This window comes from Bacillus sp. V2I10 (assembly GCF_030817055.1).
Classification (GTDB): domain Bacteria; phylum Bacillota; class Bacilli; order Bacillales; family Bacillaceae; genus Bacillus_P.
Genome location: NZ_JAUSYV010000001.1, coordinates 3,216,541 through 3,243,151 on the forward strand (window position 1 = coordinate 3,216,541; position 26,611 = coordinate 3,243,151).

The 26,611-nt window shown below is 35.9% G+C and carries 25 protein-coding genes and 3 pseudogenes; 7 read left to right on the forward strand and 21 right to left on the reverse strand.

Translation table 11 applies throughout. The annotated features are described in order from the left end of the window. Positions 1-513: 513 nt before the first annotated feature. Positions 514-998: pseudogene (locus QFZ72_RS16220) on the reverse strand (dihydrofolate reductase). A 176-nt stretch (positions 999-1,174) separates the two neighbouring features. On the opposite strand from QFZ72_RS16220, the gene QFZ72_RS16225 reads away from it, so the two are divergent. The 3 genes and pseudogenes from QFZ72_RS16225 to QFZ72_RS16235 all read left to right on the forward strand — a co-directional run bounded on the left by QFZ72_RS16225 (position 1,175) and on the right by QFZ72_RS16235 (position 3,663). After that, complete coding sequence (locus QFZ72_RS16225) at positions 1,175-2,134, forward strand: DUF3231 family protein (protein ID WP_307435157.1); 960 nt, start codon at positions 1,175-1,177, stop codon at positions 2,132-2,134. A gap of 522 nt (positions 2,135-2,656) precedes the next feature. Further along, positions 2,657-3,181: pseudogene (locus QFZ72_RS16230) on the forward strand (DUF3231 family protein); the annotation flags it as partial. A 26-nt stretch (positions 3,182-3,207) separates the two neighbouring features. Next, complete coding sequence (locus QFZ72_RS16235; protein ID WP_307435158.1) at positions 3,208-3,663, forward strand: hypothetical protein; 456 nt, start codon at positions 3,208-3,210, stop codon at positions 3,661-3,663. A 281-nt stretch (positions 3,664-3,944) separates the two neighbouring features. On the opposite strand, the gene QFZ72_RS16240 is transcribed toward QFZ72_RS16235, so the two are convergent. From QFZ72_RS16240 to QFZ72_RS16265, 6 genes are all read right to left on the reverse strand, one after another. Further along, positions 3,945-4,700, reverse strand: coding sequence for a class I SAM-dependent methyltransferase (locus tag QFZ72_RS16240; protein ID WP_307435160.1), 756 nt, complete (start codon positions 4,698-4,700; stop codon positions 3,945-3,947). A 251-nt stretch (positions 4,701-4,951) separates the two neighbouring features. Then, positions 4,952-5,329 carry a lipoprotein gene (locus QFZ72_RS16245; RefSeq protein WP_307435162.1) on the reverse strand — a complete coding sequence of 126 codons (378 nt, stop codon included), beginning with the start codon at positions 5,327-5,329 and terminating at the stop codon, positions 4,952-4,954. A gap of 63 nt (positions 5,330-5,392) precedes the next feature. Further along, positions 5,393-5,683 carry a VOC family protein gene (locus QFZ72_RS16250; protein ID WP_307435164.1) on the reverse strand — a complete coding sequence of 97 codons (291 nt, stop codon included), beginning with the start codon at positions 5,681-5,683 and terminating at the stop codon, positions 5,393-5,395. 248 nt (positions 5,684-5,931) lie between these two features. Continuing rightward, on the reverse strand, positions 5,932-6,270 hold the full coding sequence (locus QFZ72_RS16255) for a hypothetical protein (RefSeq protein WP_307435165.1): 339 nt from the start codon (positions 6,268-6,270) through the stop codon (positions 5,932-5,934). A gap of 422 nt (positions 6,271-6,692) precedes the next feature. Next, positions 6,693-7,979: an IS110 family RNA-guided transposase gene (locus QFZ72_RS16260; protein WP_307435167.1), complete on the reverse strand. Its 1,287-nt coding sequence runs from the start codon at positions 7,977-7,979 to the stop codon at positions 6,693-6,695. A 185-nt stretch (positions 7,980-8,164) separates the two neighbouring features. Further along, a complete protein-coding gene (locus QFZ72_RS16265; RefSeq protein WP_307435171.1) occupies positions 8,165-8,779 on the reverse strand; it encodes a Type 1 glutamine amidotransferase-like domain-containing protein in 615 nt (204 codons plus the stop codon). A gap of 321 nt (positions 8,780-9,100) precedes the next feature. Between QFZ72_RS16265 and QFZ72_RS16270 the strand changes: the two genes are divergently transcribed. Next, positions 9,101-9,250 carry a hypothetical protein gene (locus tag QFZ72_RS16270; RefSeq protein ID WP_252202086.1) on the forward strand — a complete coding sequence of 50 codons (150 nt, stop codon included), beginning with the start codon at positions 9,101-9,103 and terminating at the stop codon, positions 9,248-9,250. A gap of 662 nt (positions 9,251-9,912) precedes the next feature. On the opposite strand, the gene QFZ72_RS16275 is transcribed toward QFZ72_RS16270, so the two are convergent. Next, positions 9,913-10,587 (reverse strand): TetR/AcrR family transcriptional regulator, encoded by a 675-nt coding sequence (locus tag QFZ72_RS16275; RefSeq protein WP_307435172.1) that lies wholly within the window; start codon positions 10,585-10,587, stop codon positions 9,913-9,915. Between the two features lie 103 nt (positions 10,588-10,690). On the opposite strand from QFZ72_RS16275, the gene QFZ72_RS16280 reads away from it, so the two are divergent. Further along, on the forward strand, positions 10,691-11,221 hold the full coding sequence (locus tag QFZ72_RS16280) for a DUF2269 family protein (RefSeq protein ID WP_307435173.1): 531 nt from the start codon (positions 10,691-10,693) through the stop codon (positions 11,219-11,221). Between the two features lie 349 nt (positions 11,222-11,570). Here the strand turns inward: QFZ72_RS16280 and QFZ72_RS16285 are convergent, their stop codons facing one another. From QFZ72_RS16285 to QFZ72_RS16320, 8 genes are all read right to left on the reverse strand, one after another. Next, the gene (locus QFZ72_RS16285; RefSeq protein ID WP_307435174.1) at positions 11,571-11,951 is read right to left on the reverse strand and encodes a VOC family protein; all 381 of its coding nucleotides are present in this window, start codon (positions 11,949-11,951) and stop codon (positions 11,571-11,573) included. Positions 11,952-12,060: 109 nt separating this feature from the next. Continuing rightward, positions 12,061-12,579, reverse strand: coding sequence for an SRPBCC domain-containing protein (locus QFZ72_RS16290; RefSeq protein WP_307435175.1), 519 nt, complete (start codon positions 12,577-12,579; stop codon positions 12,061-12,063). 29 nt (positions 12,580-12,608) lie between these two features. Next, positions 12,609-13,064, reverse strand: coding sequence for a DoxX family protein (locus tag QFZ72_RS16295; protein WP_307435176.1), 456 nt, complete (start codon positions 13,062-13,064; stop codon positions 12,609-12,611). 62 nt (positions 13,065-13,126) lie between these two features. Further along, positions 13,127-13,441, reverse strand: a complete 315-nt coding sequence (locus QFZ72_RS16300; protein ID WP_307439806.1) for an ArsR/SmtB family transcription factor — start codon at positions 13,439-13,441, stop codon at positions 13,127-13,129. 419 nt (positions 13,442-13,860) lie between these two features. Further along, complete coding sequence (locus QFZ72_RS16305; RefSeq protein WP_307435177.1) at positions 13,861-14,142, reverse strand: AbrB/MazE/SpoVT family DNA-binding domain-containing protein; 282 nt, start codon at positions 14,140-14,142, stop codon at positions 13,861-13,863. Between the two features lie 1,365 nt (positions 14,143-15,507). Further along, positions 15,508-16,179 carry an NAD(P)H-dependent oxidoreductase gene (locus tag QFZ72_RS16310; protein ID WP_307435178.1) on the reverse strand — a complete coding sequence of 224 codons (672 nt, stop codon included), beginning with the start codon at positions 16,177-16,179 and terminating at the stop codon, positions 15,508-15,510. A 673-nt stretch (positions 16,180-16,852) separates the two neighbouring features. Continuing rightward, on the reverse strand, positions 16,853-18,322 hold the full coding sequence (gene bglA, locus QFZ72_RS16315) for a 6-phospho-beta-glucosidase BglA (protein WP_373464594.1): 1,470 nt from the start codon (positions 18,320-18,322) through the stop codon (positions 16,853-16,855). 13 nt (positions 18,323-18,335) lie between these two features. Beyond that, on the reverse strand, positions 18,336-20,231 hold the full coding sequence (locus QFZ72_RS16320) for a beta-glucoside-specific PTS transporter subunit IIABC (protein ID WP_307435179.1): 1,896 nt from the start codon (positions 20,229-20,231) through the stop codon (positions 18,336-18,338). Positions 20,232-20,401: 170 nt separating this feature from the next. Between QFZ72_RS16320 and QFZ72_RS16325 the strand changes: the two genes are divergently transcribed. After that, entirely contained in the window at positions 20,402-21,112 is a 711-nt protein-coding gene (locus QFZ72_RS16325) for a GntR family transcriptional regulator (protein ID WP_307435180.1), read from the forward strand. A 317-nt stretch (positions 21,113-21,429) separates the two neighbouring features. Here QFZ72_RS16325 and QFZ72_RS16330 read toward each other — a convergent pair whose 3' ends face one another. Further along, the gene (locus QFZ72_RS16330; protein WP_307435181.1) at positions 21,430-21,621 is read right to left on the reverse strand and encodes a hypothetical protein; all 192 of its coding nucleotides are present in this window, start codon (positions 21,619-21,621) and stop codon (positions 21,430-21,432) included. A gap of 164 nt (positions 21,622-21,785) precedes the next feature. Here QFZ72_RS16330 and QFZ72_RS16335 point away from each other — a divergent pair, with 164 nt between their 5' ends. Beyond that, the gene (locus QFZ72_RS16335; protein ID WP_307439811.1) at positions 21,786-22,430 is read left to right on the forward strand and encodes a 2OG-Fe(II) oxygenase; all 645 of its coding nucleotides are present in this window, start codon (positions 21,786-21,788) and stop codon (positions 22,428-22,430) included. Positions 22,431-23,600: 1,170 nt separating this feature from the next. Here the strand turns inward: QFZ72_RS16335 and QFZ72_RS16340 are convergent. The 4 genes and pseudogenes from QFZ72_RS16340 to QFZ72_RS16355 all read right to left on the reverse strand — a co-directional run bounded on the left by QFZ72_RS16340 (position 23,601) and on the right by QFZ72_RS16355 (position 26,522). Continuing rightward, entirely contained in the window at positions 23,601-23,714 is a 114-nt protein-coding gene (locus QFZ72_RS16340) for a YjcZ family sporulation protein (RefSeq protein WP_307435182.1), read from the reverse strand. Positions 23,715-24,397: 683 nt separating this feature from the next. Further along, positions 24,398-24,662: pseudogene (locus tag QFZ72_RS16345) on the reverse strand (phage head-tail connector protein); the annotation flags it as partial. Further along, on the reverse strand, positions 24,619-25,563 hold the full coding sequence (locus QFZ72_RS16350; RefSeq protein WP_307435183.1) for a phage portal protein: 945 nt from the start codon (positions 25,561-25,563) through the stop codon (positions 24,619-24,621). The gene QFZ72_RS16350 and the pseudogene QFZ72_RS16345, both read right to left, overlap by 44 nt. A gap of 749 nt (positions 25,564-26,312) precedes the next feature. Further along, positions 26,313-26,522 (reverse strand): hypothetical protein, encoded by a 210-nt coding sequence (locus QFZ72_RS16355; RefSeq protein ID WP_307435184.1) that lies wholly within the window; start codon positions 26,520-26,522, stop codon positions 26,313-26,315. Between the last annotated feature and the right edge of the window lie 89 nt (positions 26,523-26,611).

Consider the following 26,611-nt stretch of genomic DNA (forward strand, 5'->3'; position numbering starts at 1 on the left):
TGGTGTTTAAGTAATTTAAAAGTTTTTTCTATGTTTACTTTTCGACTGTCTGGTAAAAAAACTGAACACTGCCGGAACTATGGGTTGTACAGTGGGTTCAAACTTGGCTATTTCATGAATATTATATTAAAAGCTGTCTCTAAAAGATTGTTGCTATTGAATAAATGGCATACCCATTGATAGTGATATGCTCCCCTAAAGGTAGACAGATCAAATATAAAATCTGTTTACCTGGGGAGTTTTTTATGTGGCCAAACAATACTATTCTGTAGAATTCAAGCTTAAGGTTAGTTTCATATCTTCGCTTGTTATTCGAGATCACAATAGTGTCCTAACCAGCCTCAAACATGTTTCAACAAGTAGGGGGTGAACAGTTTATCGGAAGGGATCAAATGTCCCATGCCCCCGTACGTTCTACCCCGGCTCCAGATAAAATATAACCTATAAAAAATAGACCAACCAGATATAACTTCTGATTGACCTTATAATACGAAGCCCCCGATTGCCGAATAATTAAATTGCCCTCTCATAAACGTAGAATTCATATTTATATGGGTTCTTCTCGTCTGTTATTCCTCTTTTTACAGACACTTCATTCCATTCACTTAAGTTAACTTCTGGAAAAAACGTATCACCTTCAAATTCTTCGTGGATTTTTGTTATATACATCTTTTCTACCATAGGTAAGAATAACTTATATATTTCTTCTCCACCAAAAATAAAAATATCTTCTTCACCTTTACATAATTCAAAAACCTCTTTTACTGAATTAGTCATTTCACAACCTTCATATGAAATTTATCTCTTGTCAAAACAATATTTCTTCTTTTACATAGAGCCTTCCCAATTGATTCGAAGTTTCTTCTTCCTAATATAATTGGATGTCCCAAAGTTGTGTTCTTTACATATTCCCAATCTTTCGGAAACCTCCAGGGTATATCATTGTCTTTACCTATTACTCGATTTTTGTCCATTGCTACCATTAAAGAAACTTTCAAACAGCTCTCACACTTTCCTATCATTTAACAAATCTTTAAAATGTTGTTCCTTTTCGAAAGGTTCAATCCTATACACGGAAACTCTATGTGTGTTTAGGAAGAATTACTGATTCATGAATAATAAAGAATTTTATTGACAAACTAAAAAAAGAAATTGAGTCTTTAGGGGGTATAAAATGAACGTAAATGAATTAGGATTCCTTTGGTACTTACAATCAAGTTCAAACATGATCAATTTATTATTAAAATATCTTAGTGAAACTTCTGAGGATACTGATTTAAGGAATATTTTAAATGAAATATATGAAATCTCTACATATCAAGAACAAGAGGCTACTCAATTATTGTCTGAGGAAGGTTATAAAGATACACCGTTCTTCATGGAAGATGATATATATAGTTCAACAACAAAGCTATTTTCAGACCAATTAATTATAGAAATCTTAAAGCATATAACGAGTAATGGATTGCGAGCGCTTGCTGTTCAATATGTTGAATTAACAGATTATAAAGTAAAAAATTTTTATAAAAAACTACTCAATGATGTAATTCAATTAGATTTTTCTTTATTAAAATTGCTTAATGATAAAGATTTATTACAAAATAATTCCTTCTCTTATAAAAAAGCAGATGAAAGGGATGGGAAACTATTCAAAGTTGCATCAACTCAGCAACGGCCACTTAATGCGGTAGAATTGGCAAATATGTTCAGTTCCCTTCAATGTAACAATGTTGGAGTTGCTCTTTGTATCGGTTTTTCTGAAGTCGTAGAGGATATGGACACAAAGAAATTTATACTAGAAGGGAAAAAGTTAGCATTTTATCAATCAGCCTCTTTATCCGATATCTATAGAGAAAATGGAATTCCAACTACAACTGGACTAGAGGCTCACGTTAATAAAGTAAAGGAATCACCTTTTTCAGATAAATTAATGGCAAACTTAATAATGTTCCTAAATCCAGTAAGTATAAGCAATCTACAAAATGCAGTGGTATCCAGTTATAAAAAGGATCATATAGATTCTTTAAAGGAACTAATCAAAATGGTTGAAGACTACTCAGAGAAAGGGCTGAAGTTATTAATAAGGAAAAATTGGTTTAATGAACCACCTGTGTCTAATTGGTCACATAAATAGAAACGGTGGCAGGTGCTAATCAAGAAATGGTAACTTCTCGGCACATACTTTAGGGATGGTAACAATCAGAAAAATGGTATTGTATAAGAAATACAACAAATGATTAAAGGCAGCTACTTTTAGTGAACAAGAGAATTCTAAGATGGTAAGAAACATCTTGATATCTCAGAAAAAAATTATTTTTTCCGCGAAAGGATATTACTTGTTAAAACTTCTTTTCTGCGGCCTAAACAGAAATTCTCTTTACTGTGGATTTTCAATAAGATATGAACAGAGTACTGAGTTTGAGATTGTTTTTCTTGAACATAATTTTTTATGCTTAATTCCTTACTTTAGTATGATGATCGTAAGAAATTTACCATAGCAAAAAAACAAAAGAGATTAAATTTACCTTTTCGAACACCAGAGGCATTCCGCCTATTCTATACAGGGCTTTGTTAAATAATCTTTTTTAATACACTTTCCATCCGGCCAGTTACACGAATTCCATAAGCGACACCCACCGCGTCATGCTCCCCAAGTGAGCAGACGTCCAGCCAAGATTTCACAGATGGATTTTTCGGAAAAAGTAGAAAATTATCAGCGACAGATATCATTTGTATTTCTTTCAACCTTAAAAAAAGCATTATGGCTAAAACCCTTTCTATCGCATTCAGTCAAGTCGCTCAAATAAAAGAAGAAAGAAAGTTCTTAACTGATTCCCAGAACACGACTGATGGTCAAATAAAAATTTTTTCAAAAATAATGCAAACAGATAACTTACCAGTTCCGAAATCTTGGGAAACAGAAGTTACAACTTCAACGGACTCTCCTTTTTCCGATAAGTTAATGATGTATCATATCGGTTTTTTGTTTCAAGCTGCACAAAACTATCATGGGGCAGGACTAGCATCAGCCATGCGTTCAGACCTTGTGACCGCTTATGAGGGTACTATTCTCAAAAATCTTATGGTAACAAAGAAATGGTTTAATATTATGGCACAAAATAAATGGTTAGAACAACCCCCACTTGCTCCTAACAGAAAAGAAATTGCAAATGAAGTCTAGTAAGCACAATTGCTGGGGGTTATTGAGTGAATAAGAGCATATTTGAAAAATTAATATGGAGCATTGCACTTCCTGGATTTGGACAGTATTTAAACGGAAAGTATTTTAAAGGCACAGTTTTATTAATACTTGAATTTCTGATTAATATACAATCCAATTTCAATCAGATTATACTTATGAGTTTTCACGGAGAAATTGCCAATGCAATAAAATATGCGAACTATCAGTGGTTGATGTTTTATCCTTGTTTGTACTTTTTTTCTATGTGGGATGCAGTTAAAGACGCAGGAGGAGACAAAGCCCCTTATTCTTTCCTTTCGTATGTGTTCACTGCGTTTTTTGTAACTGTTGGATTAATTTTCTCCTCAGACTTAACGATATTTGGAGTGTTATTGGGTCCTGTATGGCTCCCAATGTTGTTTGTTTTTCCTGGATTAATATTCGGATTTATTGTTGGAAAAATCTTAAATAAAATATCTTAAAAACCATCACTTTTAATATTTTAGAGGATGGTTTTTTATGTTGAATGTGCATGAAAGTTTATTTAACTAAACTGCTTACTTTAGTTTAAGTACATTTCTTCACAATCTCTTCTAAAATATCTTATTTGAAAATGAGTTACTCAACAATATGCCCCTTTACATAAAGAAAGAGCACAACTCTTGCTGCAGAATCGCGCCCGATTGTTGAAGATCGTAATTAGTAAATGATAATCTAAATTTCAAAAGGGAACTTCGATTAAAGCCCCCTTATGTTCGGCTGTTTAGACATTGCCTAGATAGCTTCGCGTTATGTTTTGGAGAACAATTTTTCCATTCTTACTGTATTTTTCGAATAACTCTGACAGGAGAAAAACAAAACGTTCATACTCTTCGTCATTTTTTTTAGGAGCATAGGACGCTGATAAGTTCCTTCCTAAAAATCCTTCATAATCAAATAGCAAATCATTTTGATACTTTTTAAACTCATACTTTCCATCCTTAAAAAAGCTGTTAAATACTTCTGGAGTTTCCTCCATTCCACCGCTAAATCCCTTAAATTTTGGACAGGTCTTTTGGCAAATTTCTTCGTTCTCTTTAATAAGCGGGCTAGTTAAATCTCTGCTATTCCAAATAAGAGCGACATTTGCCTTTTGTTTCAAAATCCGTTGACATTCGATTTTGAATGCTTCTTTATCAAACCAATGAAATGCCTGGGCAACGGTTACTAAATCTACACTTTTCCCTTTTAAAGTGGTATTTTCAGCAGTTGCCTTTATTGATTTAAAACGAGAATATAGTTTTAACGATTGCTCAGCCATCTTTCTCATGTCATCATTTGGCTCTACTCCAAAAACATTTAGACCTCTTTCAAGCAGCTGGCGGCTAAATATCCCCGTACCTGAACCAATATCGGCCACAATCCGATCCTCTTTCAGTTGGTTCTCTGAAAACAAATAATCAATATATTCATTAGGGTAACTGGGGCGATATTTCGCATATATATCGGCCTTGTCGGTAAAATTTCCTGTTGTTTTCACAGTACTACCTTCTTCCCCACGATATTAAGTACAGAAATAGGAACCAAATAATTAATTCCTGCTTCAACCTCTAAGTCTACAACTTAAGAGTCAGCCAAAGGGATCTGCCTCAGTTCCATTATAAATTCCCGTTAATATATCGTAAATTTTTTGATAACGGACCAGTTTCTCAGTATTAAAATTAAGAAATTGGGCTTTTTTCGTTACTCTAAAAACGCGCCCGATTGTTGAGTAATTAAATTTTCAATTCCCTACTCAGCTTTACTGTCTTTTAAATAGAATGTTTCCTCATTTTTATCGTCCCATATAATAGTAACCTTCTGTTTTTCATCTTTTTTCGTTACATAACATCCTTTGCAATTAGATGTAATATTAATTGTAGCACCTTTGAAATTTTCTTCTGACTTTGTTGTACTTCCATCGTTTATTATTACTTCAAGCAACTGAAATTGAGTGTTGCCATCTCCATTCTTAAAATGAAACTCGTAACTACCGTCCTCATCATTACCATCGATATTCGCTGAGTATTTTCCAGTCCAATTCTTACTTTCTCCGGTAAGGTTTATAAATTTATTGCTGCATCCAGTCAAAATCAACAATAATAAAGCTGTAAGAAATATTCTTTTCATATTTATCCCCCGTTCTCTCAGCAGTGCATCTTACTACACAACCGCCCCCGATTACTGAATAAACTAAGGTGCTACAAACTCAACTTTTATTCTGTCTGGGTCTTCAAAATAAACTGCATAATGCTCATTTCCACCAGCAAATGGGTGAGCATTTGGATAAAGAATATTAACACCTGTATCTTTTAATTTTTCCGTAATCTCATCAACTTGTTGACGTGAATCAGCACTTTGACCACTTTCCCATACCTGGTAAGGAGTGTATCCTAATTCTTCAAGAAACCAGCTCCAAAAATCAATTGACCTTTTGAGATTAGATACATAGATTTCAATGTGATGAAGTAATCCTTTAGACAAGTTATAATTCTCCCTTCACTTTAAGCAATTCTTAACAATCCTGCCAGATTGCTTAATACCAATCATTTCAAAACAAGGCTGTAATCACAATGATTATTTTCACAGAAAAAGAAGCTTATCTTATTCAAGATAAGCCCCCGATTGTGGAATATCATTTATGTTGTCTTATCGAAGAAAAGCGCCCGATTGTTGAAGATCATTATATAGCCTTATTGAACAAAAGCACCCGTTAGGGGAAGAAGAAAAATTCATTTTTCAAATCTAACTAACGTTTTTTCGGGTATTTCAATTTGGTTAATATCAAAATTATTGATTTGGAGGGTTATTTCACCCTCTCGCTTTTCAGCTTCTTCTCCTACCCAACAACTATACAGTTCAAAAAAATCGCCTTTCTTGAGGTAATTGTCCTTAATTTTACATAGTTCTATTAGCTTCTTCTTCGATTGGACACACGTTTTTGGGTTCATATATTCCGTAATCTCAATTCCCCAATGACTTGATACTTCATAAACGTAAGGAGTAGTAAACTGATATTTCTTTACATTTAGGCCCGATTGTTGATCAGAACAATTGAAACCACTCTTCAATTAAACTCCCTCTATAAAGAAAGGAATAACTCTGGATTTCTAGCTTTTTCTTAAGATTTCATTAGGATTTATTTTAATTAGACATCAAAGTCATGGAAGTAAGTTGAAAGTATGGTTATTTTTGGTGCGTTAGAGAAAAAAAGTCCTTAACTACCTAACCACTCCTATCCAAAAAGTGGTTACCTAGTTAAAGTATGGTTGCACTGGTGGATGTCCACATGTCTCATGGAGGTCAACCCTCCCATATCTCACAGAGTCTACGCTCCAAAATTCCTTCGTCCAACCTTTCCATGAGGTGGATGTCAGTGATGCTGCCCGACAGGATCAAAGTCCGTACTTTAATTGTTTTACTGACTAATCCGTGCTTCAAATGTCTAAATAATAATCCTAAATAAAACCTTTTGAATATTAACTAATGAACCCTAAGCTGCTTTCAGTAAAGGAGCCATATGAGGAATATCCTTCAACATTCTATCTTCACTAAATTCACATTGTTTTGTACCAATCGTAAAAAGAATACGTATCAGCTTATTACATATCGCTATAAGAGACTGCATTTTCTTTAGAGGATTATTTTTACGTGTTGTAAAATACTCATGTAAAGCTTTAAAAGCAGTGTTCTTAGCTACCAAAGGCATCGCTACTCGGAAGAGGAGAGCCCTTAGTGTCTTCCTACCTCTCTTTGTAATCTTCGTATGCCCTTTGTGCTTTCCAGAGGTGTTCTCCTTTAAACTCAACCCAGCTAACTTGATGATTTGTCGAGGGTGAGAATAGTAACTTAAATTCCCTACTTCAGAAAAGAAGCCAGCTACAGTGTCCTTGCCGATTCCTGTGATGGCCAACATTTGTTGAACACCTGGTATCCGTTCAAGGAGTCCATCAATATCAGATTCTAGTTCTTCGAACTTTTCATTTATTAACTCATACTTGTCTAGTAAAGTGCGAAGCTCTAATTTAGCCATCCTTGAACCTTCACGAATACCGATAGAGTCTTTGGCTACCCGTTTAAGTTCTTGAATTTTACTGAGTCCAACCGCACGTTTTACAGCCTTTCTGAGGTGAATTAGGATCTCTTGTTCCGAGACTATCTCTAACTCATGTGGTAATACGTTTAACTTTAATAATTGTAATGCTGCTTTTCCTTCCCAATCCTTAAACACTGTAAGGAATTCAGGAAAATATCGATCTAACCAGTTATGAATTTGCCCCTGCACAGCTTGTAAGTCAACAAATAAGAGATCGCGTATTTTCCTTGCCACACGAAGTTCTGCATAAACTCCTTGTGGAATATTAGGTTCGGCATATCTCCCATCTTTGACTAGTTGTGCAATGACTTTAGCGTCCTTCACATCATTTTTGGTTGGAGAATTATCATCTAATTCTTTAGATTTCTTCACATGCATAGGATTTACAACTACAAACTTTATCTCCTCTTCTTTCAGAAAATGAGCGAGGTTGAGCCAATAATGACCTGTCGGCTCCATTCCTATTATCGCCTGTTCCATGCCGTTCTGTTCCATCAAATGTTTTATCCAGCCTAAAAAGAGTTCAAAATGATCTTTGGTGTTCTCAAAGTGACAAGGTGTTCCAAACTCTAGTCCTCTAAAATCTTGAGCACGAGCTACATGCTTGTACTTCGCAATATCTACACCTACAATTAGTGTTTGAGAAGTTATTTGAGCAATCTTTTCATTTTGGTTATAATTCATATTGAAGGCCTCCTGGTATATATGTTTTGTCCTTTTCGCTGGCCAGCTTCAGGACACTCATATCTTACCAAGAGGTTTATTTTTTGTTCAAATCCCATTTTTCTTCATTACAGGAATGCTGCCCTTTTCTTTAATAAGAAAAGGCGACACTTTGTTAAGCAATCGCCCCCTTTAATTAAATAACATTAACTATTTTCAACTATAAAATCTGCATCTCGTAATCTAACTACGGTACTTTTATTATCATTTTCATATTTGAACAATCTTTCTTCTATTGATTTTCCGTTTTTCTCAATAAATAACTCTTCCCTATCATAGTGTGGAAATATTGCTGTTTTAGTTATCTTTAATGCATTGAAATTGTTTAATTTTATGGAATTCATTTCTGGAGTGAAAAAATTTGCCACTCCGATATCCGGACCTAGTACCATTGCTCCTGCACTAACTCCAACAAACACCGTGTTTCGTTTTGATAAGTCCTTTAATTTATTATCAGCTCCACTTTTTCGTAGGTGATGCAACAAATAAAAAGGATTGCCACCTGAGAGATAGATAATATTTGAACTACTAAGATAATCTAAATTATCGTGCTCTACATCACAAAATTCTATTTTCTGAAAACCCAAGTTAGTCAGATCAACTTTGGCTTTCTTTGCATATTTGTTATTTTCCTTATGATGAGAAGCAGTAGTAATAATAGCTATTCTTATTTCTTTTTTATCGATATCAATCTGTTCAAGAAATTTCTTTTTTATGTTCTCAGAGGAAAAACCATTTGTCGTTAAGATAATTTTGGCCAATAAATCACCTCATTTTAACTCAATAAGAAAGTTGTTACCCACTTAAACTGCCCAAATCCTCAATATGAAAAGCGATCACACTATTCTGCAATCGCCCCCGATTGTTGAATATCATTTATGTAGTCTTATCGAGGAAAAGCTCCCTTTAATGGAAGATCGTTCAAAAATAAACCGAGATAAAAGAAGTTTTGGGTACTTCCCCTTTAGCACAACCTGCTTACCAATTATTATGCTTTAGATAAAAACTCATTTATTGATAAGGAAAAATTACCTGTCATGGGAATTTAATTTTCAACCATCCTAATAATGGAGGTGAAAACAATGGCAGACATAAATCCTATTGAGTATACAGGGAAAGTTTTGGATCAAAGAAATAACCTTACCGGTCCTGACGATCCAGGTAAGCGACCCTATCCAGAAAAACCACAACATGTATCTATTCAGCAGCCAAATAGTAAAAATGTTCAATAGCCTGTTTAGTAAAACTTCAGGTATTATCTAAAGTTATAATAGTGTCACATAAGTTAATTAGTGAGACGGGCTGCTATTGCTGCAGCCTTTTAATATTTACTGTTTTTTCATACACAAACCACATAGCAGCAATATAATAAAAGCTGTCTCCAACATTTGTAATAATTCTTCCGAGAAATAAGTACAAAAAATTTCTATTGCTCCTAAGCAAATCTAACAAATAAACATCCAATGTATTTTGGTCGAAGATATTTTCTTAAATCTGTAAAGAAAAGCCCATATGAAAATTACACCATTTTTCACTGTGTATTCTTGAAAAAATTGTATTAAATCCTAATGCTCCAAGGACATAAACCAAAGATGTCAGATCAGGAGAATAGTCTAGATTCAAGAAAATGAATTGATACATCTTTGTTTATAGAAAAACATCATACAGCCATTTTGCCTTCCACATATACCTTTAAAGTTACTCAACCATCCTCCCTATTTAAAGAAAGGAATAACTCGGGATTTCTAGCTGTCCTTTTCTTGAATAAATGACAATTTCAAGGTGTTCCCTTTCCTTCCTTCCTCCACAATATGGCCCTTATGTGGAATAACTTCTGAATCCGCTTACTCCGTTAAACTGCCCTATTCTGGAATAACAGAAGAGCTTCAATTAGCTATTGCTGTAATCGTTTATTAAGTCCATCTAATAAAACTTGAAGACCAAATTCAAATTGTTTGTCACTATTTATGGATACTGAATAATCAGCAAGTTCAACTAAAGACGGATATTTATTAACAGGTAAAGACTGAAACATATTTCTTGCCTGTTCAAAAGCTTCATTAACCTCTAATCCTTGGATTTTAGCTATTTGAACCTGTATCATTTCATCTCTTACAAATGAAAGAACATAATTATTAAATAAACTAGCCGTAGCTGGAACATCCTCTGACCTAAAACCAGCATTAATAAGAATTCGGTATATATTCTCAATTAATTGAAGTCGATCAGGAGTCATTGGTACTGTTTCGGTCATTATTTCTACTGAATCCCGAATAGACAACAATGCTTGTCGAAACTCATTCCCAAGTTCAATGAGCTGCTCATACCATTCTTTAGACGAATCAGGAAATGAGATATTTTTAGAGATCTGCTCAGATAATAACTGTAATAATTCATATTTATTTTCGATGTGCCAATATAGAGATGCAGCACTTGTATTAAGGGCGTTCGCCACATTTCTCATAGACAGTTTTTTTAAGCCATCTTTATTAATCAAGTCGATCGCTGTTTGAATAATTTTACTTTGATCCAGCGATCCATATTCTGAATTTTGTTTTTTTCTAGCCATTTGTATACCTCCTATACCCATTGACAATATTAACATTTATGCCTTAAACTTAACACTGTTAAACAAAAATTTAACAGTGTTAAATTAATGGGGTGATTAAATATTGAAAGGGAATAATAAGAAAAACAAATTAAATCAAAGAAATTGGTTACTAATTTTTCATTTAATTTCAACCGTTCTATTTGTTGGAGGCAGCTTTACTCAATGGATTCTTTTGATTTCAGCTTTAACAACAAATACGCCTGATGTTTTAAAGGTTTCTCATCATCTAATGCATATTGTGGACCTATCATTGATAATACCTGGTCTTTTAGGAGTCATTATTACTGGTATATTCCTGTCTCTCAAGACACACTGGGGATTTTTTAAACATTACTGGATTATTACTAAAGAAATCATAACTTTAATTACTATAGGGATAGGTAGTATTTTAAATATCTGGGTTCAAGGTTCAATTAAAATTACTACTGAAAAAGGATTAAATGCGCTGGATGATCCAATATATCTTCATGACCGAAATATGCTAATAATCAGTGCCGCCATTCAGACCTCATTATTGGTTTTTGTCATTGTTATTTCTGTTTTGAAGCCATGGGGTAAACGGAAGGGAAAAACAAATTCGGTAAACTCATAAATTATTGCTTATTAACAAATACAGCTAAAGTGTCAAAAACCTCGTTGAGATTCAACGAGGTTTACAATTAATCAATAATGAAGGGTCTTTATTTCAATATAACCCAAAAGTAAAAAGTAACTTTCCTATAGAAATGCGCCCGATTGCGGAAGATCGTTTTACTGTATGTTGGCTGTACTTTTATTCCTGAAAAGCCCCCGTTTGTTCAATAAGAAATAAGAGGCTTAATATTAATTTAGGAGGATAGAAAAATAATATATAGGATTAGTTTAACTTTATTACTATAAATCCAAAACACCGTCCAACAATGAACGGTGTATGAATTACTTTATTATTTTTTCATTGTGGTTTACTTTTTTTCCATGACTGCAAAGTAATTTTCTTCATTATCGGCAAAGTTAAATACCCTACCAGAAGGCATATTTACAATTTCACCGACTTTGATATTTTTATTGGATAAATCGGTATATAATTCATCAAAGTTTTCCGAGAAAAACATTAACGAAGGTGTACCAAGATTTAATCCAGGTGACATTTTAGCAACGAATTCCTTATTGTGCAGAATGATGCTTGTTTCTGTGTCCTTTGTTGGAGCCATTTCAATCCATCTCATTCCTTGACCGTTATCTTCATCAGAAATTACGCTAAACCCTACTTTTTTTGTCCAAAAATTCACTGCCTCATCTTGGTTATTTACATACAACATAATTTGACCGACTTTACTAATCATTGATTTTCCCACTCCCTTGTATAAGTAATTACCAAACTCCATGCTCCTAATCATTACTATAGATACTGGTTTCTTTACTGAACCGGCCTGCCGTGCGCGTGGTATTTCCTTACTTCAGGTGCTGAAGAACTTCTTCCAGGCGGTCCCAAGTTTCGGTGATTCCTTGCATCATGCCCATGTCAATGACGGTCTTGAGGGTCTCCGCCGACGCATATTCAGCACGGTTCATCAGCTTCGTCTTGCCGCCGCCCAAATCGATGAATTCCAATGTAACATCAGACGATGGCATGGCATCATTCGTATTGCCTTCGGCATCCGAGAAGAAATCGACGTAGATGATCTTCTCAGGCTCGATAATCTCCTTATAAACCCCTTTTCCCCAAGATTCCATACCGAAAAATTCACCTTGGTTTTGATCGACGCACTTCATGCAGTAGTGCCAAACGCCGCCCGACCGGAAATCCACGTTGCATACAGGAAGCTCCCAGCCTCTGGGCCCCCACCAGCGTTTGAGATGCTCGGGGTCTTTAAACATATTGAACACGAGGTCGCGCGGCGCATCGAAAATCCGCTCCAGCACAAGTACCCGATCGTTCTCCACCCTTGAAATCATAGTGTTGTTGGACATTTCCATTCCTCCCAATAATTTTTGTTAAGTTATTTCGAATGACTTAATAAAACGGCATTTCGTTTTTTATGGTAAAAAACATAGGACCCTGTAATCAAAATGTACCCAATAATGAAAAATACCCAAGGATCACCCACTGCTATAATTGAGTACATGGCACCCGTCAAATCGATGACAAATCCGGCATAAGCCCATTCCTTAATTCGCGGAAAGCCAGGCATCAGAATCGCTATTACACCTAACAGTTTGGCAACGCCAATAAAGGGAAGAAGGTATGCAGGGTACCCTAAATGTTTGAATAAAGCAACTGCTTCAGGGGCAGACATTATATCAGGAATAGAACCTAAAAGCATTAATGCTATCAACAGCCCCGTAAAAAACCAGTATCCTATTGTAATTTTCTTCAGAGATACCTTATTTCCTTCATTGGTTTGGTCATTCCTAATGAGTTTCCGATCTTCTACAGACGTCAAAAGGTTTTCCATGATCTCATTCCTCCAATATCGTTTTTTTAATCTTTGGCAGGACTCCTACTTATCGTCATGGTTCAATCCTTTCTTTGTAGGTCCTGCAGGTAATCGTCAAGGCGGTCAAATCTCTCGTTCCAAATGTTGCGGTAGGACTCTAACCAAGAATCAAGCTCTTTGAACGGCTCGGCCCTCAGCTTGTAGATCCGTCGATTGGCGATTGCATTTACCTCGACGATTCCTGCATTACTAAGTACACGAAGATGTTTGGAAGCTTGAGGCTGGTTTAGCCCAAGCCGGTCAGCAATTTCCCCTACAGTGAGAGGGCCGTCACGCAAGAGTTCGACAATGTGTAGCCGGTTGGGCTCAGCAAGAGCATTCAAAGTTGTTTTCATGAATTGAATATAACCCAAAAGGAATATTCCTGTCAAGGAATATTTAAAATATTTTTTAGCAACGGTTTTCTGATGTTCGATAAAAAAGGATAGAGGACATTAACACCAGGAATTAAAGGTTCTAATGTCCTCTAACAAAAAAGGATTTTATTATTTCCGCTAAGGTTTAAATGTAGAGGTTACAGATATCTTGGGGTTATCCGTTATTCAAGAATATGGCCCGATTGCTGAACAAGAAAATAACCCTGCATGTCAATACAGGATTTTTGATCCAACCTTATTACAAATTATCAATCTTTTTTATAAATCATCAGACTTTATTATAAATAATCAACCTTTTTTCAAAATACACATTAACAAAAGGAAAGAGACAGAACACACTCCTGTCTCTTAAATATTTTTATTAGTTTCCTCAACACTTATGAATGCACATTGGTTAAAGATATTTCTTTTAATAATTGATCTGCACCATCTGGACTTAAAACCAGTTTTCCATTTGCATAAACCTTGTTTTCATTCGTAACTTCACCTGTTATTGAACAAGCCATATTCGCACTATACTTCTTGAGAATAATTAAATCCTCGTCAACCAATATTTCAACGGCATCTTTCACATCAATATCTAATACTCTTCGTAGTTCAATTGGAATTACAAGCCTTCCTAATTCATCAACCTTACGAACAATCCCAGTACTTTTCATTATTAATTCCCTCCATCTGGATAAGCGCCTTATTGTTGAACAAGCTATTCTTATATTGCATATTGATTACGAACTACGACATAATCACCAACTGTATATACTACCTTAATAATTGTTATAAAATAGATTATATACTTTAGGAGCATTTTTTGTTTCCAAGACAACTCCTCCTAACTCGTGATTCAAAATGTCTGACCTATCATTTTGTTCTGATATTAAGAATATTTTTTGGATTATTAGGCAACTTATAATCATGAAAACCATACTAAAATACTCATTATTCATACTTTCTATTCTTCTTTGGTGGATACTACTTGGTATTTACATGTATTACGAGGGTGTCTTTAAATTACTTGAATATTGAACTTTCATTTTTTTTCGTTAAATAATCGAATTGTGTATTAGCCTTCTGCATTTTTCCAATTTATATCTGAAACATACACAGTGATTTTTTCACATTCTGTATTCTAAAGTCGGGGAAAGCCAAGTCCATCCTATTTCATCTCTTATTTTTCCTTTTTACTGTCTAGACCCTATATTATCTTTCTAACGCTGCGCTATGTTGAACCTTGCTAGGAAAAGACTCATATTCAGCTTTATTTTCTATTTTCTCAGCTTCTTGCTTTTTTAATTGATCGTTCCAATCTTTCAGTTCTGGAATCCGATTCCAACCTGTCCTCATTAACTAAGGTTTTCATTGTTTCAATAAATTCCAAACCCCCTTTATCGTTTTCAATTGCAAGAACCCATTTATCAATTTTATACCCTTCTTGTGCAGCTTCTATATGAGCAGTAGCGTATTGTCTTTGGCCTAAACCGCTTCATACATTTTCGTTTTCAAGCCCTTTGTCGTTTTTATTAATTGGTATGCTTTTTTTATTAATTTAAAATGGTTTATTGTTATTTTTTTGTTGTTTTATAACAAAACAATGCGTTAACCCAGTTGATTAATTATAGCCCCCTAATCCTGCCCAAGTCTTTAATAAGGAAAAACGATTACCTTGTGCAGCAATCGCCCCCGATTGTTGAATATCATTTATGTTGTCTTATCGAAGAAAAGCGCCCGATTGTTGAAGATCTTAATATTAAAGAATCAATATTTAGTACTATTTCTTCTTGAACTAACGCCCCCGTTTTAGCTAAAGAAATGATTAGTTCTTAACCTCATCAATACTTGTGAACGAGCATGTCCTTGAATTTCTTTATCTCGCGGGGTTACATTTCATCTTTAAATTGTTTCTTATTGAACCTACCCCGTCGTTAGCACCATAAAAAAAGGAGTTGCCGCAGCAACCCTCATTCTTTAGACTCAAGCCATCCGTTAGCGAAACATGTCCCCTGATGCTGAGAAATATCATCTTAAGTTTATCGCCACTCAACAATCTCATTAAGATTTTGTCTTGTTTTCGGACGTTTGGGATCCTCTTGCCGATATCCGAAGGCGACCATACAGGCTACACCGAAATCGTTGGCATTAATGATACCCTCATTTTGTAAAATAGCGGTCACCTGCTTTTTATCAAAACCTTCGATCGGACAGGAATCAATACCGATTTGAGCCGCGGCTGTCATCATGTTTCCCAATGCTATATATGTTTGTTTGCTTGCCCATTCAAAAATGAGACGGTCATTATCTTCGAGTTCTCTTTCTACGAAGAATTTGTAGAAACCGGAAAGACCTTGCACAACTTCTTCAGGCATATGATGAATGTCTTTCATCATTTTGATCACGTGAACCGAATCATGCCTTAAGCCTTCTTTTCTTCTGGCCAATATAACTACAAAATGGCTGGCAGTGGGCAGTTGTCCCTGGGCACCGCCGGATACAGGTTTTAATTTTTCGCGAAGCGCTGCATCCTGGATCACGACAAACTTCCACGGCTCGAACCCAAATGAACTTGGAGACAATCTTCCTGTCTCCAAAATAAAGTGAAAATCTTCATCCGAAACCTTTTTGTTGGTATCAAATGCCTTGCAAGCATGTCTGAACTGGTAAGCTTTTAAAATTTCTTGTTTTTTACTCTCCGTTCCTATCATGTGGAATCAACCTTCCTTTCTGTTTTTTTGTAAACAGATTTTTCGGACAATCACCGGATTTCTATTTACTCTGTTTGATAACAGATTTGCTGTTAGCATAACCAATTTTTGGATTGATGTCCATTAAAGCCTCTTCTCATTAACTAGCTTCTTATACTAAACTCCCCGTTAATTGAATACTTTTAGTTCGATTTTACTTACGAATAATTCCTTCTCTTATTCAAGAATATGGCCCTTTAATTGAACAAGAAAAGAAAAGTGCCTTAGCTGATATTTTATTGTAAACTTTTGGCATACGCTGCCTTTAATTGCTCACGTAAATCCTAATTCTCATGCTCTAATCGCTTCACTTAGTTGTAAATACTCCGGCAATGATTAAAATAACATCCGGTGTGTATATATAGGGCATTATTGATCCTAAACCCAACATAAAAAATGGCTTTTACGATGCTTTGATTTAACTTTTTCCAATTGAATGTCATGTTATCACTTGCCAAAAGCATAATAAAAACACCGTGAAGTACGGTGTTTTTATTTAACCTGGATCGTTCTCATCAAGAGATAAAGTTGTTATTTCCGTGTAATCGCCTTTATCAATCTCTTCTTTAGTAGCGTCTCTTTTTAATTCATCTTTGTGTATTAATTCCTTCAGCAAATGTTCAAAACAGCTTCCTTATTTAACATACTCTTCCATTTCCAGTTTTTCTCCATTCGATGCAATCACTTCTTTGTACCAGTCAAATGAATCTTTCTTAAATCGCTTCATTGATCCGTTTCCTTCATTGTCACGGTCCACGTAAATCATGCCGTACCGCTTTTTCATCTCGCCTGTTGTAAAGGATACGATATCGATAATTCCCCATGGCGTGTAGCCCATTAAATCAACGCCGTCATACGTTACGGCTTTTTCCATTGCTTCAATGTGAGACTTTAAATAGTTGATTCTTGTAGCGTCATGAATCGAGCCGTTTTCTTCCAGTTTATCTACAGCACCGAATCCATTTTCTACAATAAACAATGGAATTTGATAGCGATCATAAAAGCGATTTAATGTGTAGCGTAAGCCGGTCGGGTCAATTGCCCAGCCCCAGTCACTCGATTTGATATATGGATTTTCTACACCATTTGGCAATCCGCCGTTCACAATATTACCCAGGTTTTCGTTTTGCACATCACTTTTAACCGTTGTTGACATGTAATAGCTGAAGCCTAAATAATCAACTGTTCCATTTCGCAAGATGTCTTCATCGCCGTCTTCAAATGGAATCGAGTAGCCTTCTCGTTCAAATTCTTTCAAAGCGTAGCTTGGGTAGTAGCCGCGAACATGTACATCAGGGAAAAAGTAGCGCTGTCTCATCATTTCTTCCGCCAGCATCACATCTTCAGGGTTTGATGAATACGGATAAATCGGCACATGCGACACCATGGCCCCGATCTGGAAATCCGGGTTGATTTCTTTTCCTTTTGATACCGCCAATGCACTTGCCAGCAATTCGTGGTGCCCCGCCTGGTACATCACTTCTTTCGCATTCTCGTTTTCGCGGACAACAACGCCCGAGTTCGTCCATAAAAACAGCGGATTGTTTACATCCATTTTGTTGTTGATTTCGTTAAAGGTCATCCAGTACTTTACTTTATCTTTATAGCGTTTAAAGCAAACTTCAGCGAACCGAGCGAAAAAGTCGACTACCTTTCTGTTTCTGAAACCGCCGTATTCTCGCGCTAAATGGAGAGGCATTTCAAAGTGGGACAGCGTAATTACCGGCTCAATGCCATGCTTCAGCAATTCATCAAAGACGTTGTCATAAAACTGAAGCCCTTCTTCGTTCGGTTCAGCTTCATCTCCTTTAGGAAAAATTCTGCTCCAGCCGATCGATGTTCTCAAGCACTTTAAGCCCATTTCAGCAAACAAAGCGATATCTTCTTTATATTTATGATAGAAATCAATTGCTTCGTGGTTCGGATAAAATTCGTTTTCTCCAATTGTTTCGGTGATTTTTCTTGGCACGCCATGCGCACCTGCTGTCATCACGTCCACGACGCTTGGTCCTTTACCGCCTTGATTCCATCCGCCTTCAAATTGATGAGCAGCCAAAGCACCGCCCCATAAAAAATCATCTGGTAATTTCGCTATTTTCGCCATTATTTCGTCCTCCTTATTTTACAACTGTCATCATTTTCTGATGCAATACACTTTCATCAATATCTTCCATGATCACTTCTTCATAAGCTGCTGAATTAGTCATGATGACTGGTGTGATTGTTTGTAATCCTTGATTTTGAATGAATTCTTGGTCAAATTCGATTAGAAAATCTCCTTTTTTGAATTCATCCCCTTCTTTTACATTCAAACCAAAAGGTATTCCATCCAATTTAACCGTATCCAATCCAATGTGCACGAGCAGTTCTACACCTGTTTTTGAACGCAAGCCGATTGCATGCTTTGTCGGCGCGACCATGACGACAGTTCCGTCAAAAGGTCCATACACTTTGTTGTCTGATGGCAGAATGGCAAAGCCTTCTCCCATTGCGCCAGAGCTAAATACTTCATCCGGGACTTCTGAAAGAGGAACGACCTTGCCGCTTAATGGCGCGTGTACTGCTTCTTCATTCATTTGAGAAACAGGAATGCCGCTTTTTCCTTGCGCTTCTTCTATATTGTCTCCGCCTGCTTCTTTCGCTTTATCTTCTCCATATCCGAAAAGCTGGATTAAAACAACTGGAAGAACAATGGCAATGGCAGATCCCAGCAAAATGCCCCAAATCGACATTGGATAATCTGCATTTATGCCGTTTACAATGGTGAGCGGCCCTGGCAGCCCAGCGTATGCAAAATAATAGGGATTAAAGAAACTTGCTGCGATGGCGCCAATCGCACCGGAGACGCAGCCGAAAATAAACGGCTTCTTAAATCGCAGCGTCACCCCATAAATGGCTGGCTCTGTAATGCCGAATAATCCGGTAATACCTGCAGAAACGCCGACTTTTCGTGTTTCCTGGCTTTTTGTTTTTAAAACAACACCTAGTACCGCTCCAACTTGTGCGATAACGGCGATCGTTTGATACGCCTGGAATGAATCCCGGCCATATAAATCATAATTCGCTAATACCATAGGTGTGATTCCCCAATGCACACCAAAAATAACAATGACTTGCCAGAATGCGCCGATGATCGCTCCAGCCAAAGCAGGTGCGTTTTCTGCCAAGAAGTTGTATCCGTTTGCAATTCCATTTGCACCCATTGTTGTAATAGGACCGATTAAGGCAATCGTTAAAGGCACCATGATGACCATACATAATAATGGAACAAATAACGGCCTAATGACTTCGTTCATTCTCTTGTTTAATAATCTTTCAAGATAAGACAAAATCCACACTAAAAATAGCGGAGGCAGAACAGAAGACGTATATGTCGTTTTAGTTAAAGCAAGCCCTAAAAACGAAATATTGTTTCCTTCTGCAATTTGTGCTGCCATTTCTGCCCATGTCGGACTCACTAACGCAGCACAACATGCGACTGCGATATATGTATTTGTTTTAAAGTGCTTTGATGCAGTAATCGCAATGAAAATCGGCAAAAATGTAAATGGCGACCAAGAGATAAAACTTAAAACCTGATAAGTCCCTGTTTCGGCAAAGCTGTCAAACAGTAAATTAATTAAGATTAACACCCCTTGCAAAATACCTGCGGCAGCTAAAATGTAAATAAAAGGTGCAAACACTGCCGACATCGTTGCAATAACGCGGTTTACGATCGTTCCTTTGTTTTCACTTTCTACATCAGAGGTTTCAATATTGACCAAATTTGAAAACTCTTCATACACTTCCCCTACATGCTGCCCAATGACAACCTGAAACTGACCGCTGTTTTCTACTACGGTAATAACACCAGGCATTGACGATACTTGTTCCTTCGCTTTTGGATTAGAGCGTTTTAGCACCAATCGAAGTCTTGTAGCACAACGTGTAGCTCCAATCACATTCTCTTCTCCGCCAACTGCTTCTAAAATACCTGCTGCAAGCTTAGAATAATCCCTCACTTTTCCCGACAATTTAAAACCCCCTAATAACTTTGAATATTCACATTATAATTGTACCGGTATAATTAATCAATAAATAAATAAAATATTTATACGGTGTTAATTTAATTGGATAAGCTTTGATTTAATTTATGCTATAATGCTCATAAAGATTGAAATAAGCGAATGAATGAGGATTGTATATGTTAAAGTACCAGCAAATAGCAGCGGAAATTGAAAAGGATATTGAAGCGAATGCGCTTCAACAAGGCGATAAACTGCCTGTATTAGAAGCATTAATGACCCGTTTTGAAGTAAGTAAGAGTACGATTACGAAATCGTTAGATCTGTTGGAGAAAAAAGGCGTTGTCTTTCAAGTCAGAGGCAGCGGAATTTTTGTGAGAAGGCATAAGAGAAAAGGATATATTAGTCTGCTTTCTAATCAAGGATTTAAAAAGGATCTTGAGGATTTTAATATAACTTCAAAAGTCATTGAATTAGAAGTGAAGAAACCAACAAAAGAAGCGGCAAATAATTTAAATATTGAACTCGATGACGATGTCTATTATGTAAAAAGAGTTCGGTATATTAACGGGCAAACTTTGTGTCTAGAAGAATCCTATTATAATAAATCCATCATTACCTATTTGAATAAAGAGATTGTCTCTGAATCCATCTTTGATTATATTCGGGAAGGCTTAGGATTAAAGATCGGCTTTTCGGATGTGTACCTTCAAGTAGGAAAGCTGAAGGTGGAAGAAGCAAAGCATTTATGCTTAGAAAAAGGAGCACCTGCATTATACAATGAAACCATTTTTCATTTAACCAATGGTCAGCCTTTCGACTTTTCAAAAGTCACTTATAACTATGAACAATCCCAGTTCTTTATCCAATCGAATAGTCACTCTTTATAAGAATATAAATAGAAAGGGCTATCCAAAAAGTCCACTATTTTCACAAAGATTCAGAGAAAGAAGACTGATTATTGATGATTGCGGTGGCTAAAGATGGGGCATACATCTAGCTAAAAGTTCTCATTATGAGTTTCCCGCAAAGCTATGCAGGCTTAGTTTAACCTCTTCCAAAAAGCACTCAGAGTGCTTTTTGGAAGAGAGAAAAACGAACGTATAATACTGATTCAAAACCAAAATTTCCAACTATATTAATATGAAATTCCTATAAATAAAAGCATGTTGTAACTTATTTTAGAAATAAGTTACAACATGCTTCTTTATCGGTTTGACCAACTAAAAATTACTGTACTTCCAATAAAGAACCCTTCACCATCACCCAGCTGTTTTGTTGCCCAAAACGTGCTGCCAGTATCCGTTGCTAGTTCCATAAAATGATCATAACCCTTGATGTAGCACTTCGTTTGAAGCGAGCCACTGATCTCCATATGGCTGTCGACCTGAAACATCATATCTTGATACATGTTCCTTTAACTAACGCAATTGTTAGCTGAATAAGGAACAGTTATATTTCGGGAGGTTCATGATATAATTATCATAGATAACCGCTTACAGAAACAAAACGAATTAATAATTCAGAAAATTAAATCTTTTAAGGGGTCGATGAAAGTTGACAATGGATAGTAAAAAAACAATTAGTAAAGAACGAACTATTTTTAATCACATTGGAAATAAAATCAAAACAGAAGATAGAGAAATTAATATAATTGCTAGATTAGAAGAACCACTAATAGTAATTTTAGGAAATGTTTTGAGTGACGAAGAATGTGACGAACTAATTAGATTGTCAAAAGATAAAATGCATCGTTCTAAAATTGGAGTTACACACGAAGTAAATGAGATAAGAACAAGTAGCAGTATGTTTTTTCAAGAAAATGAAAATGACATCATTACCAAAATTGAAAAAAGAATATCATCTATTATGAATATACCCATTGAACATGGGGATGGTATTCAAATTCTTAAATATACTCCTGGTCAAGAGTATAAAGCTCATTTTGATTTTTTTACACCTACAAGTAAAGTAACAAAAAATAATAGAATTAGCACAATCATCATGTACTTAAATGATGTGGAGCATGGAGGAGAAACTTTTTTTCCAAAACTAAATTTTTCAGTATCCCCTCAAAAAGGGATGGCGGTGTATTTCGAATATTTCTATAACGATAAAAACGTAAACGAACTAACTTTACATGGTGGAGCACCAGTTATTACTGGAGAAAAATGGGTTGCAACACAATGGATGAGAAGACAAAAATAGTTTGCACCTTGAATGATGTTCCATGTTAAAAACGATAGATCAAAAATCATTTCTTTTTCCCAGGTAACTGTCGTCTCCAATCCTTTATATCTGTTATTCATGCAAAAATAAAGATAAAGAAAGCCTACTCCCTTGCATAAAAAGGATCGTAGGCTTGTTTTTTTATGTAAATGCCAATGCGCTACAATCGCCCCCGTTTGTCGAAAGAGAAAAGTATATCTCTTGTATGTTTTCCTATCACTTAATAGCGACATTCCCTACATATTGAGCACTTCCTCTATCCGTAAGAAGTTCTACCTCAATCACGTACATACCTTTTTCTTTCGGTAAATAGAAGGAACGATTTTTTAGTTCCAATTTTATCTTTTCACCTTTCTTCCATACCGATTCACTTATCTCTTTAACGGCAAAGTCTTCACTGTCGAATATATGCACTTGCACATCATGTTAACAAAAGGTTGAAAATGTACTTTTACAGGAAATAATCTTTAATTGGGAGTAGAAATCAGATATACCCCCTAGGAAAATGACCTTTTCCAACTAATTTTTATCTACAAAATACGATTTTGTCGTTTTTGCAGATTCTCCTCTTTCCTATATTTTATATTTAGGAAAGGAGCTGATACTGTGAAAATGAACATGACCTATGTATTCGAAATGAATGATGAAATGAAGTGAATGATAGGGTATTTAAAGTTTTGTATCACGATTAAAAAACAAACATTGAGTTGGATGCCCTTTTTATAAGGGTAGATACAACACTAGGAATTCATTGGATGTTTATACAATGGGGATTTTATTCAAGGAAAGATAATTATATTAAAATTGTTGAAGATGCTTATATTGGGATGTTACCTAAACTACAAAAGAAATTTAATTTTAAACAACAAAAGATTCTTATTGACCATGCTAGTACTATTAGATTTTAATCATAAAGCCCTTCTCCAATTCCTTATTGGGTCAAATTACGGTATTTTACAACGCCTTTTAACTTAAACGTCCTATATTGCATAAGGTATAGAAAATAGCTGCCGATATTTTATCAGCAGCCTAAAAAATGAGATATCTGGCGGTATACCCCATTTGTGTAGTGCAAACGCCAAAACACAGATGAATAGAAAGAATTCTTTGTAATTAAACTAAAACTGTATTGTGTCGGCTTAACAGTTTTTAGTAGCAATCTTTCATGAAAGAAGCGCCTACAATAATTAACAAAATAAATAGGACAACGATTAACTCAAAATTTTTGTCTTTTTTGAAACTACCACCTTGAAAATCACCCATTTAAAATTCCTCCTCCCTAAATAAGCTACTAATACATTATGTGGAAAAGTTGCGATTGTTTGGACAAACGCTCAGATTTTCTCAAAAAATTACTAATTTTTGACCTGAACGTTCTTTCCCTTTCTTGATAAACCTGCGTTCAATAAGATACATTTTTAGAAATGGACATGGTTTTCCTCCCCAAATAAAATAGCCGCCCGGAGGCAGCTTATTTTTTCATTAAATTTTGTGCTTGGAGTCCTTTTTTCTGTATTCGTGCTTTCTTGCTGACAAATGTGTTTTTCCAAACAGCATATAGGTTTACGACAAGTGCTACAAATGCAGCTGCAACAAACACAAAGGCATTGATACTTGCTTCAGTAAACCACTCAAATGAATTCCCACTGTACCAAAAAAGAAAAGGACTGCCGTTAGGAACCCTCCTAGTTAAGTGAATGTATCTTTTATCATCTTCTTTTCCTCCTTATCGTTGTAAAACTACATGCTTGTCAGTGGTTCTCTCTAAAATATGCACTCGACTTTCAAGATTTTTCACTTCAGTTTTTAATTCTGTAATTAAGGTGTTCCTGGTATTCCCGGAGAAGACGGAAGTTCTTTATATACATAGGTAAAGTATGCGACAGATGATAAAGGCTCAAATATGAGTGACACGCCCAATGGAAGCACTCCACCGGGACATTTGTATAATCACCTGCCAGACTTAAATGCGACTTGAACATATTAAAAGAAGCTGTAAATCGGTCCGCGTCTGGATTGTCATAGCCAAAATTAGCTTTGCAATAAGTGACAATTGCCCTTTTAATCAGTGGGTCAACATTGGTTTCTGCATTTGCTATTTCACGCGAAACACCCGACAGAGCTAGGGTCGTGCCGGGCGGCTGCAATTAGGTCTTCAATCTCAGAATCAAATGAGGTAAAGGAGCGATATCTTTGTTGTATTAAAAGCATAGGCAAAGCGATTGGCCTCAAAGATGATCTCATTTCCTGTCCCTTGTTCTTCACGGGTGAATATTTTCTCTGTAAACTCTTGAGACATTTGAATTGAAATCGGCTCTAATACAGATTCATAGAAAGCGTTCCACTGATTTTCGTTATAATCACTTGTCACAATAGCCTTGTTTATATTGAAATAGCGATAAACTTTATCTTGGATGACTTTTAATTGCTTGCTGTCCACCATTTTAGGATCGTTTTTCGATTCTTGATATTCAGCTTTGCTGTCAAGGGCAGCAATCCCACCATTGTTCGTAACGTCCATATAATCCGCAACAAATTTATCGCGATTTAACCGAATATCGGATTCTTTTAACATACCTGTGAACTTTAAAAGGCCCCGTAAAAAGGCCGATGATTTAACAGTATTGATTATCCCTTCATCTGCAGTCTTCACCAGCTGCAATGTTGGCATTAAAGCATCTGCATTTGACTCTCCGAATAAATCAGAATGAGCAAAAAATCTGCGGAGATTTATGTAATCTTCATACGGTGCCGTGATTTTTCGGCCATTAGGAAACTGGAATTTAACAAATAGCTGACGTTGTAATTCAACCAATTCCAAATGACTGCACTCAACAGGATAAAGAGCTTCAAGCTGGCTGCGGTCATCATACTTCAAGAAGACAAAAGCATTATTGTGAATCATCAGCTGAGTGACAATCTTGTAGTAAAAATCAAAGGCTGCTATAAATTCATTCGGCCGTAAGCTAAGTAGCTTAGAAATATTTCCATTCACTGGGACAATACCTGCGCTTGTTTTCCTAATATGTTTCGGTTGGAGCTTGGCCGCATTTGTTGCAATAGCATGAATTGCACTTCTTACTACAACAGAAGTATAAGGATCGTCTCCCAATCTCGAGAATACCGGAGTATATCCGGACATCATTTGAAAGGTTGTCTCACCCGGAATCGGACTTGAAGGAGGCTAACCAAACAACCTATCCCAAATTGACCGCTTTTCTTTTCTCAATTTCTCACCTCCTTTAAATGCTGACTTTGAGAAAAATAATTGAAGAAAAATCAGTGTTTTAAAACTTCTTTAGTTTAAATACCTAAAATCAGGCTCGTTTTTTAGGTATAAGTCCATATCGATTCATTCTTTAAACATATAGTTATTGTGTAGAACAAAGTAACAATGAAAATTTTAGGAATCGATTAAAAGGAGAGATTTCATTGAATTACCAATACCAACCTGAAATGAACCCAAACGATCTACAACAATTTTTTTACCTTGATACTTTTAATAGACAACAACAGCCCTATGGACAGCCTTATGGACAGCCTTATTACCCCCCTCGACCTCCTCGTTGTCGTTGGGTTCGTGAATGTAGGTGGGTTCGCCGTTGTCGCCCAAGAGATGACTTTTACCCATATGATTATGATAGCAACTACTAGGTTTAAGTTAATGAAAGGAGTTGGAGATTCTCTCTCCAACTCCTTTATTCTTTATGATTTTAAATGTCTCATCTACAACTAACCTTCTACGTTAGATGTAGAATAAAATTAATGTCATCCTTGAAATTAAGAGCATTAGAACATGTTCATGTAATCTTCCATATTGTTAGAGGACTGTATAAGCCACTATTAAAGCAATGGCTCCATCTATACGTGCCCTCTGGCTAACACCCTTGATTGGACGAAGGTTTCCATTTTATCTTGTAATTCCTGCAGCACCACAGTCATAAATGATGCATTCTGAATCATGGATTGTGCAGTATTCATTTTATCTATTGCTAAACTTGCAAAAATCTTTTTTAATCTGCTGACTTCCTTTTTTACTTTGGTAGCACGCTTTTTCACCAAATCATCCATAAAACTTCCTCCTATTTTCGAAAATTAGCTACACCCCCTCCATGCGCGCACGTCGAGAGTCCTACGAACCTCCCCCCATCGGTCCCCAG

What these genes read in the sequence shown, in the direction of transcription:
- QFZ72_RS16225 (WP_307435157.1), top strand. Translation starts at nt 1,175, where the DNA reads ATGAACGTAAATGAATTAGGATTCCTTTGGTACTTACAATCAAGTTCA.
- QFZ72_RS16245 (WP_307435162.1), bottom strand. Translation starts at nt 5,329, where the DNA reads ATGAAAAGAATATTTCTTACAGCTTTATTATTGTTGATTTTGACTGGA.
- QFZ72_RS16260 (WP_307435167.1), bottom strand. Translation starts at nt 7,979, where the DNA reads ATGAATTATAACCAAAATGAAAAGATTGCTCAAATAACTTCTCAAACA.
- QFZ72_RS16270 (WP_252202086.1), top strand. Translation starts at nt 9,101, where the DNA reads ATGGCAGACATAAATCCTATTGAGTATACAGGGAAAGTTTTGGATCAA.
- QFZ72_RS16275 (WP_307435172.1), bottom strand. Translation starts at nt 10,587, where the DNA reads ATGGCTAGAAAAAAACAAAATTCAGAATATGGATCGCTGGATCAAAGT.
- QFZ72_RS16285 (WP_307435174.1), bottom strand. Translation starts at nt 11,951, where the DNA reads ATGATTAGTAAAGTCGGTCAAATTATGTTGTATGTAAATAACCAAGAT.
- QFZ72_RS16290 (WP_307435175.1), bottom strand. Translation starts at nt 12,579, where the DNA reads ATGTCCAACAACACTATGATTTCAAGGGTGGAGAACGATCGGGTACTT.
- QFZ72_RS16295 (WP_307435176.1), bottom strand. Translation starts at nt 13,064, where the DNA reads ATGGAAAACCTTTTGACGTCTGTAGAAGATCGGAAACTCATTAGGAAT.
- QFZ72_RS16300 (WP_307439806.1), bottom strand. Translation starts at nt 13,441, where the DNA reads ATGAAAACAACTTTGAATGCTCTTGCTGAGCCCAACCGGCTACACATT.
- QFZ72_RS16305 (WP_307435177.1), bottom strand. Translation starts at nt 14,142, where the DNA reads ATGAAAAGTACTGGGATTGTTCGTAAGGTTGATGAATTAGGAAGGCTT.
- QFZ72_RS16310 (WP_307435178.1), bottom strand. Translation starts at nt 16,179, where the DNA reads ATGATAGGAACGGAGAGTAAAAAACAAGAAATTTTAAAAGCTTACCAG.
- bglA (WP_373464594.1), bottom strand. Translation starts at nt 18,322, where the DNA reads ATGGCGAAAATAGCGAAATTACCAGATGATTTTTTATGGGGCGGTGCT.
- QFZ72_RS16325 (WP_307435180.1), top strand. Translation starts at nt 20,402, where the DNA reads ATGTTAAAGTACCAGCAAATAGCAGCGGAAATTGAAAAGGATATTGAA.
- QFZ72_RS16330 (WP_307435181.1), bottom strand. Translation starts at nt 21,621, where the DNA reads ATGATGTTTCAGGTCGACAGCCATATGGAGATCAGTGGCTCGCTTCAA.
- QFZ72_RS16335 (WP_307439811.1), top strand. Translation starts at nt 21,786, where the DNA reads ATGGATAGTAAAAAAACAATTAGTAAAGAACGAACTATTTTTAATCAC.
- QFZ72_RS16340 (WP_307435182.1), bottom strand. Translation starts at nt 23,714, where the DNA reads ATGGGTGATTTTCAAGGTGGTAGTTTCAAAAAAGACAAAAATTTTGAG.
- QFZ72_RS16355 (WP_307435184.1), bottom strand. Translation starts at nt 26,522, where the DNA reads ATGGATGATTTGGTGAAAAAGCGTGCTACCAAAGTAAAAAAGGAAGTC.